The sequence below is a fragment of the Pseudomonas sp. F007 genome, from assembly GCF_057814275.1.
On record NZ_JBVATA010000001.1, the window covers coordinates 864,631 to 873,518 of the forward strand.

General features: G+C 60.5%; 6 protein-coding genes and 1 rRNA gene. 3 read left to right on the top strand and 4 right to left on the bottom strand.

Annotated elements, in window-relative coordinates:
- Window positions 1–193: 193 nt before the first annotated feature.
- From mksB to mksF, 3 genes are read left to right on the top strand one after another with little or no spacing between them, the layout of a single operon-like run.
- Window positions 194–1,471 carry an Mks condensin complex protein MksB gene (gene mksB / locus ACZYR5_RS04115; protein WP_489088466.1) on the top strand — a complete coding sequence of 426 codons (1,278 nt, stop codon included), beginning with the start codon at window positions 194–196 and terminating at the stop codon, window positions 1,469–1,471.
- On the top strand, window positions 1,461–2,162 hold the full coding sequence (gene mksE / locus ACZYR5_RS04120; RefSeq protein ID WP_027619461.1) for an Mks condensin complex protein MksE: 702 nt from the start codon (window positions 1,461–1,463) through the stop codon (window positions 2,160–2,162). Before mksB ends, mksE begins: the two co-directional genes overlap by 11 nt.
- Window positions 2,159–4,999 carry an Mks condensin complex protein MksF gene (gene mksF, locus ACZYR5_RS04125; RefSeq protein WP_489087794.1) on the top strand — a complete coding sequence of 947 codons (2,841 nt, stop codon included), beginning with the start codon at window positions 2,159–2,161 and terminating at the stop codon, window positions 4,997–4,999. Before mksE ends, mksF begins: the two co-directional genes overlap by 4 nt.
- A 71-nt stretch (window positions 5,000–5,070) precedes the next feature.
- Here the strand turns inward: mksF and ACZYR5_RS04130 are convergent, their stop codons facing one another.
- The 4 genes from ACZYR5_RS04130 to rrf form a co-directional block, all read right to left on the bottom strand.
- Window positions 5,071–7,374, bottom strand: a complete 2,304-nt coding sequence (locus tag ACZYR5_RS04130) for a PqiB family protein (protein WP_489087793.1) — start codon at window positions 7,372–7,374, stop codon at window positions 5,071–5,073.
- Window positions 7,367–7,990, bottom strand: coding sequence for a paraquat-inducible protein A (locus tag ACZYR5_RS04135; protein WP_489087792.1), 624 nt, complete (start codon window positions 7,988–7,990; stop codon window positions 7,367–7,369). Before ACZYR5_RS04135 ends, ACZYR5_RS04130 begins: the two co-directional genes overlap by 8 nt.
- Window positions 7,977–8,636 carry a paraquat-inducible protein A gene (locus tag ACZYR5_RS04140; protein WP_489087791.1) on the bottom strand — a complete coding sequence of 220 codons (660 nt, stop codon included), beginning with the start codon at window positions 8,634–8,636 and terminating at the stop codon, window positions 7,977–7,979. Before ACZYR5_RS04140 ends, ACZYR5_RS04135 begins: the two co-directional genes overlap by 14 nt.
- Before the next feature lie 149 nt (window positions 8,637–8,785).
- Window positions 8,786–8,888: ribosomal RNA gene (gene rrf, locus ACZYR5_RS04145) — 5S ribosomal RNA — on the bottom strand; the annotation flags it as partial.

Genomic DNA, 8,888 nt, shown 5'->3' on the forward strand with positions numbered 1-8,888 from the left:
GGACTCGATTAGCAAGGGTCGGCCACTTGTGGATAACTGAGAGTGCGGGGATTCTACCGCCCTTCGCGCAAGATCGCCCGCAGTTGCGAGGAGAAAAACGACAGTCCGTCCCGTCGATCCGCCGAGAATGATTGCCATCGCGCGCGATGCAGTACAATCGCTGCTTTTAATCGCCAACCAGCCGGCCAATCCAATGATCGAACCCAAGCGCGTCTTGCGCGCCCTCGCCGAACACTGGGCACTTCTGGAGCCACTGTGTGAGCATTTCGACCAAGGCACCCTGAGCCTCAACGAATTGCGCTCGCAACTGGCCGCCCAGCAACTGGACAGCACGCCACAGGACATCACCAGCCTGCTGGACGTGTGGATCCGCCTCGACATTCTGGTTCCGGTGGCCAAGAGCCCGAACCGCTTTGAACTGAACGCGCAGATCCACGACTTCCTGGCCTACCTGCGGCGAGAGCACCGTTTGGGCCTGTGCCTGGAAATCGAAGCCTACCTGCGCCACCTGGAGCGACTGGCCGGCTATATACAAGACGCTTTCGACATTCGCGATGGCAACGACCTGGCGCGGCAACTGCGCTTGCTCGACATGCGCGTGCGCGACGTGCTGAAAAAACTCGCCAACGATGAGCAGGCCCTGGTGGCGGTCGCCGAGCGCGCCAAGACCAGCGACCGGCAGATCCCCCTGCGCCAGCGCTATGCCGAAGTACTGGCGACCTGGGACGAATATGTCGAGCCGATGATCCAGTTGGTCAACGCCGACGGCGCCTTCGAGCAAGGCGTACGCAAGGTCGAGAATGTGTTGCTGAAAATGCTCACCGAGCAGCAGCGACTCGGCCACCTGGTCGACGACGACATGCTGTTGCGCACTCACGCACGCATCCTCGAAATGCAGACCAGCGCCCAGTTGACCCTGCGCCATGCCCGCGAGCTGCTCCTGCCGCTGCGTGAAGAGGCGCGCCGGCACAACGCCGTGACCCGTGGTGCGGCGCTGGCCCTGTCGATGATCCGCCGCAAGGGCCTGGACGCCGTGCCCCAGGCGGCAATGCCGATGTTCACCCGCCCGCAAAGCACCTTCCTTGGTAGCGCCAGCCAGGTCGAGGCCTACGTCTATGCCTTGGCGCGCTTCGAGCCGAAACCGGCGCGCTTCCCCAAGGCCCACAAGACCCAGGTCGGCGAGCCACCGCGCGCGCCGCGCACCGTGCGCGAAATGCTCGAACGCTGCGAAAACGCCCTGCCGATGCCGGACCTGATGACCTGGCTGCTGGAGCAGGAACCGGACGGCGCCACCGATGAATTGCTGTACTGGTTCTCGCGCCTGTCACGGGACAAACGCTTCACCCGCGAGCGCCTGGAACGTCGCGACTACCACACACACGAGCACCAGGTCAGCCTGCGCTCCTTCGCCCTGCTCTCGGCCGGCGGCGACGCCACCGAGAATTCTGCGAGCACCCCTCATGCATCTTGATCTTTCCGAACTGTCTCAGCTGGCACCGATCTTTCGCGAGCTGTTCAAGGGTTATCACGTCAGCCGTCGCGATCCCGAGTTGTACGCCCAGCTGTCGAATTTCCAGGACCAGTACCGCACGCTGTTCCGTGCCCTGGGCTTCGAACTGGTGTGCGATACCCGCGGCTTCTATTACTTCGTCCCCGACCTCGCCGCCGCGACCGTGAACAAGACCGCCCAGCGCCTGGCGTTGTTCACCTTCATCCTCGTCGAACACCTGGCCGATCAGGGCCGCGACCCGATCGCCGTGCTCGATGGCGGCAGCCTGGGTCGCGATGAACTGCCGTCGTTGCTGGAAAAATACCGCGACCTGTTCCTCCAGGCCGAAGTGCAGACCCAGGAAGAGCTGGAAGAAAAGATCATGCGCCGCATGACCCAACTCGGTTTTGCTGCCGAAGAGAATGGTGTGTACCGTTTCCTGCCGCCGATGCACCGCTTCCTCGACGTCTGCCTGTCGGTACAACAGGACCGCGACCTGGCCGCCAGCCTGCACAGCGTGCTGCCGCTGCCGACGCCGGTATTGATCGATGACGACAGCGACGAAAAACTGCTGCACACCGATGACCCGCTGGACTTGAGCGACTTCTCCGAAGAAAGCGAAGAAGACGCCCTGGCCCGTGCCATTGCCGAAGAACAGGAGCTCGACGCATGAGCAAGGAACGTTACGGCATCCGCCGCTTTGCCCTTCTGAATACCGCCGGCTACAGCCTTGGCCTGTTTCCGCTGGAAGAGCCGCTGTCGGTGTACGGCGCCAACAACCTGGGCAAGTCCGCTTCGATCAACGCCTTGCAGTTCCCGATTCTGGCGCGCATGTCCGACATGAGCTTCGGCAAGTACAGCCTGGAACAATCGCGGCGTTTCTACTTTGCCTCCGACACCAGCTACATCCTGGTGGAAGTCTCGCTACCCCATGGCCCCCACGTGATAGGCGTCGTCGGTCGAGGACCAGGTGGCGGCTTCGGTCACCAGTTCTTCGCCTACGCCGGCAAGCTCGACCTGGCTCACTACCAGAAGAACGACACCTGCCTGCGCCAGAAAGAACTGTTCACCAACCTCGAGCGCGAAGGCCTGAAAGCCTACGAGCTCAAGCCCGATGAACTGCGGCGCCTGCTGGTGGGCGGGCATACCTCGATTCCCCTGGACCTGACGCTGATCCCGCTGCGCTCCACCAGTGAACAGAGCCTGAAGACCTTCCGCGCGCTGTTCATCAACCTGCTGCACATGCGCGAAATCACCGCCGCCAAGCTTAAGCAGCTGTTCCTCGATGCGTTCGAGCACAGCCTGCGTTCCGGTAGCGTCGATTACATCGCGGCATGCGAAGAAGCCTTCCGCGATGTACGACGCATGGAGCAGGACTACAACTCGCTGGTCACCGCCGGTCCTCTGGTCGAAGCCCTGTCGGCCGGCGTCAATCAGCGCAACATCCTGCGTGGCAAGTTGCACCGTATTTCCCCACTGCTCGATTCCCTGCTGGGCACCTGGTCGGACTACGCCAGTGCCCGCAAGGAAGAGCTGACGATCCAGGCCGAGCATTACCGCAACGAGCAGGACGCGCTACAAAACGATCAGCGTGGAGGCACCCAGGAGCTGATGCGCCTGGAGCGCGAGATAACCGGGATCCAGCGCTGGCTTGGCGAACTGTCGGTGCTCAAGCATCGTTTTGCCCTGGTCGAGGACGTCAAGGTCCTCGAGGCGCAACTGCTGGCGGCCAAGGATGCCCACGATGAACTGGCCGGCGCCCTGGCCCAGTCGCGGCAGTTCAGCGCCGAAGACCTGGATGAACGTCTTCGCGAGCTGGAAAAACGCCTGAAGTCGGTCAAGCAACAACTCGATCACGCCGACAACAACAGCTACGCGCGCCTGCGTGAAGAATTCTCGCAGCAGGACGTCGAACGCCTGATGCGCCTGTTCAACAGCGCCCTGTTCAGCCTGCCGCTGGGCGAGCACGGGATCACCCTGGATGAGGACGGGCAGTGGGTCAAATCCCTGGAGCTGATCCTCGATGGCTTCAAGAGCGAGCGTTTCGAAGTACCGGGGCTGGCGATCGATATTTCCCACATCGAGCCGCCTGCCCTGCAGGCCCTGGCTGACCGCGCCGCCCTGCGCGATCAGAAGGAGCGTCTGGAAAAAGAACTCAAGCAACTCAAGACCCAGCAGGCCGTGGCCGCCGACCGCGCAGCCAGCAAGACCCAGACCGAAGCGCTGTATCAGCAGGTGCTGGACGCGCAGAAAGCCCTGGAAGATTTCCGCCGTGCGCAAACCCTGAGCGCCGAAGAAGGCGACAAGCTGGAACAACTGGCGCAGATGGAAGCCGCGCAGGATGAATTGAAACGCTCCAGCGACGCCTTCACCGAACGCGTCCAGCAGTTGTCGGCCAAGTTGCAGTTGGTGGGCCGGCAAATTGGCGACATGGAAGCCAAGCAGCGCACCCTCGACGACGCCCTGCGCCGTCGGCAGTTGCTGCCCGCCGACCTGCCTTTCGGCACGCCGTTCATGGACCCGATCGATGACTCCATGGATAACCTGCTGCCCTTGCTCAATGACTATCAGGACAGTTGGCAGGGCCTGTTGCGCGCCGACGGCCAGATCGATGCGTTGTACGCTCAGGTGCGCCTCAAGGGCGTCGCGAAGTTCGACAGCGAGGACGATATGGAGCGTCGCCTGCAGCTGCTGATCAACGCCTATGCGCACCGTACCGATGAAGCCCTGACCCTGGGCAAGGCACGACGTGCAGCAGTCACTGATATCGCGCGGACGCTGCGCAACATTCGCAGCGACTACGACAGCCTCGAGCACCAACTGGCGCTGTTCAACCGCGAAATCAACAAGCGCCAGGTGTCCAACCTGCAAAGCTTCCGCATTGTCCTGGCGCCGAACAAGGAAGCGCTCAAGCATATCGACCAGATCATCCACAGCGCCGGTCAATATGAGGAAGGCGAAACCCTCTCGGTGTTCGACCTGAGCCAAAGTGCCGAACAGGACAACAAGAACGAAGAGGCCAAGGAATACCTGGCGCGCCTGGTGGCGGCGAACCACAACCAGCTGGGTCTCAAGGACTTGTTCGAGCTGGCGTTCGAGATCACCAAGGTCAACGGCCAGCCGGTGATTCACACCGACATCGATGGCGCCGCGTCCAACGGCACCACCATGACCATCAAGGCGCTGACCAACATGTACCTGTTGCTGCACTTGATGGACCGCGACCAGGCCGGGCGCGTGCGCTTGCCGTACTACCTGGACGAGGCGGCGGATATCGACGAGAAGAACCAGGCGGCGCTACTGGAAACCAGTCTGCAACTGGGCTTCGTGCCGATCCTCGCCAGTGTCAAACCACAGGTCTGCGCCAGCGTCGCCATCGACCTGGAAGGCGGCAGCGGACCGAACGGCATCTACATCGACGAGGCCGACTGGAAGTTCATTCGCCGGCATGACGAGGTGAAACCGACGGTTGCCGTTGAAGCGGACGAGCCGGAGTTGGACGCGGTGTAATCCGCTGTTCATCTGTCAAAAAAAGGCCGCGATCCAGGGATCGCGGCCTTTTTTATTGCATGCTGCTGGCGTTATTTACCGAGGGAAATCTTCGGTGCCCACTGCAGCCATTCGTCTTCGAACTTGTCGAACAACGGGAAGGTCTGCTGGGGCCGCGCCGGATTGCCCATGCGCTCACCGTCCGGCGTCGCAAAGGCGATACCACCCTGCATCAGGGTTTCCAGGGACTCGGTGCGTACGGTTGCGCCCTTGAACAGGCTGTAATCCAGGCCGAAACCGCTGGTGTTCCAGAAGCGTGAGCCGCTGCGCACCAATGGCGCGTACTTCGGTTCGATCAAAATGCGGATCAACACCCGATCCGCTGTCTGCCCCAGTTCGTAGCCCGTGACCTTGCCCACGGTGATTTCGCGGTAGGTCACTGGCACGCCCGGCTTCAACGAACCACGTCGGGCAGCGCTCAACGTCAGGCTGAGCCCGGGCTCTTGCACCTCGGCTTCCGGCGGCTTGGCCAGGGCCACAAAGTTCTTTTGCGGGCCGAGGTTTTTCGGCGCCGGCTGCACCTCGATGTACTGCCCGGTGACCAGGGTCTCCAGATTGGACGTCTTGATCAGCCCCAATTCCGGCTTGACCACCCAGAACTGACTCCCCGCCCGCGCGATGCGTTCCGGCACTTCGGTGATGCGCGCCGTGAGCAGTACCGATTGCAAGTCGTCACTGAGATCGACGTCTTCAACCTTGCCGACATCCAGGCCCTTGTAGCGAATCGGCGTGCCGCTGTGCAGACCGTCAGCCCGATCAAGCTTGATCGTGACGATCGCACCTTTTTGCGTGGCCTCGTCGTGGTTGGCAAACAGGCGGAAACGCGGGATGCGCTTTTGCAACGGCGCCTTGGCTTCCGGCGTTTCAAAGGCGATGCCGCCGGCCATCAGGCTCTGCAGTGATTCGCTCTTGACCTGGATTCCGCCGGTCAGTCCGCCGGTCAGGGTGATTCCGCTGGCATTCCAGAAGCGCGTCGAAGCATTGACCAGCCCTTCGTATTCCTTCTCGATGTGCACACCGATGACCAACTGCTTCTTGGTCCGGGAGAACTGATAGCTCTGCACCGACCCGACCTTGACCTGCTTGAACAGGATCGGGCTGCCGACCTCCAGTGAACCGAGGTTATCGGTGAACAGCACCAGGTGCAGGCCCGGCGAGCGCAGATCCAGAGGCGGAGCCTTGGGCCGTGCCTCGAATTCACGCTTGGGCGCACTGCCCTTGTCACCGGGACGCACGGCGATGTAGTTACCCTTGACCAAGGCCTCCAGCCCGGTGATACCGGCCAGCGAAATCGACGGCTTGACCACCCAGAACTGCGTGCCTTCGACCAGGTAATCCTCAGCCAATGGATCGAGGGTCAATTCCGCGGTGGCGCTGGACAGATCGGAGTCGACCTTCAACGCTTTCAGATTGCCGACCTGGATACCCTTGTACATGACCGGAGTACGACCGGCCTGCAGGCCTTCGAAGTCGCTGAGTTTGACCTTGACCCGAATCCCGGCCTGAGCCGCATCGAAGTCTTCGTACAGTCGGAACGGCAGACTTGGATCGGTCGGCGGACTGTCCTTGCGGTTTTCCGGCGTGGCGAAGGCGATACCACCGGCGACGATACTGGCCAGCGACTCGCTGCGCACTTTTACCCCGGACAGGTTGGCATCGATGCTGATCCCGCTGGCATTCCAGAAACGCGTGTGTTTGCGCACAAGGCTGGCGTAGGTCGGCTCGATGAAAACCTTGATCTCGACGGTGCTCTGGTCCTCGGACAACAGGTAGCTTTTTACCTGGCCAACCTGGATCTGCTTGTAGAACACCGGGCTGCCGCGGTTCAGCGATCCCAGGCGATCGGCCTTGATGGTCAGGTGCAGGCCTGGCTTGGAGTCCGACAGCGGCGGTTCCTGGGCAAGGGCCTTGAATTTGCGCGTAGGCTCGCCTTCACCTGGGCTGATCGCCACGTAGTTACCCGATACCAGGGTTTCCAGTCCGGTGATGCCGGCCAGGGTCACGCTTGGCTTGACCAGCCAGAAGCGAGTGCTGGTCTTGAGGTATTGCTCTACGTCCTTGTTCATCTCGATCGTGGCTATCACCCCACGGCTCTTGCCTTGATCATCAAGGGTGAGGTTCTTGACCTTGCCGACCGACATGCCTTTGTAGACCACTTCAGTCTTGTTGGCCTGGATGCCTTCGCCGCTTTCGAATCGAACCTGAACCTGAATCCCGGTCTCGTTGTAGGCACGCCAGCCCAGCCAGCCTCCAATCACCAGGGCAATCAAGGGCAACACCCAGATGGCCGACCAGTTGGACGCCGGTCGAGTTTTAGCTTTTGGCAAATCAGTCATGGTCGTCGTCCGACTCCGTGTTATCCCAAATCAGTCGGGGATCGAAAGTTACTGCAGCGAGCATTGTCAAAATCACCACACTGGCAAAGGCCACCGCACCGAGATTGGCCTCGATACTGGCCAGCCGGCCAAAGTTGACCACCGCCACCAGGATGGCGATGACGAAGATATCGAGCATGGACCAGCGGCCAATGAACTCGATGAAGCGGTACATCATGATGCGTTGCCGCGCAGACAGCGGCTGGCGGCGCTGGACCGAAAACAACAATAGCGCGATCCCCACCAGCTTGAAGGTCGGCACTAGGATGCTGGCGACGAATACCACGGCGGCGATGGGAATCATCCCGTGCTGGACCAGGGTAATCACCCCGGACATGATCGTATCGCCTTCACCCTGCCCCAACGAATTGACCGTCATGATGGGCAGCACGTTGGCAGGGATGTAGAGGATCGCCGCAGTGATCAACAGCGCCCAGGTGCGCGCCAGGCTGTTGGGCCGGCGGGCGTGAACCTGTGCGCCACAGCGGGTGCAGGTTTGCTCATCGGTATCCGGTTCCTGTTGGTTTAACTGATGGCATTCAGCACAGATCAGAATGCCCGCATCAATCGCCCGCATGAGCGTCTTCTCCTGATAGAGCTTCCCAGATCTGGTGCGGTGACATCACGACCTCCAGCCACACCTGGACCAGCAACAAACTGATAAAGCACACCAATCCCAGGCCCACCGTGATGGAAGCAAGGTCGGCCAGCTTGACGATGGCCACCAACACGCCCATCAAATAGACCTCGAGCATTCCCCAGTCGCGCAGGTGGTGATAAATGCGATAGAGCAGTAGGCCATAGCTGCGCCCGATATCCAGGCGAATGCTTAATAATACGAATAACTGACAGAGCAACTTGAGCAGCGGGATCCCCATGCTGCACAGGAACACGACCACCGCGACACTTTGCATCCCGGTTTCGAACAAGCCAATAACGCCTGTCCAGACGGTGTCCTCGGCCGATTGGCCCAATATATTGAGCTGCATGATCGGCAAGAAGTTCGCCGGAATGAACAACAGTAACGCGGCGATCACCAGCGCGAGGCTGCGCTCGACGACATTATGCCGATGCGCATAAAGCTCGTAGCCGCAGCGTGGACATAAGGCTTTTTCGTCTTGGGCGAGTTGTGGTTTGCGCATCAGCAAGTCGCACTCATGACAGGCCACCAAGTGCTCCAGCGGTAAATCTGACAGCCCTGAGGCGTCAACCGGATCTGGCATAAAGGACTCGGACTCCGAAATTGAGGGTCTATTCTAGTGTTCTGTCTCGAAAATAACTGTGCAAATTTGTCCTGATCGCAGAATCAGCTTTTTCGCGCGCAAAAACAAAACCCCTACCTGCATACGCAGATAGGGGTTTCGGAATTTAATCTTGACGATGACCTACTCTCACATGGGGAAACCCCACACTACCATCGGCGATGCATCGTTTCACTGCTGAGTTCGGGATGGGATCAGGTGGTTCCAATGCTC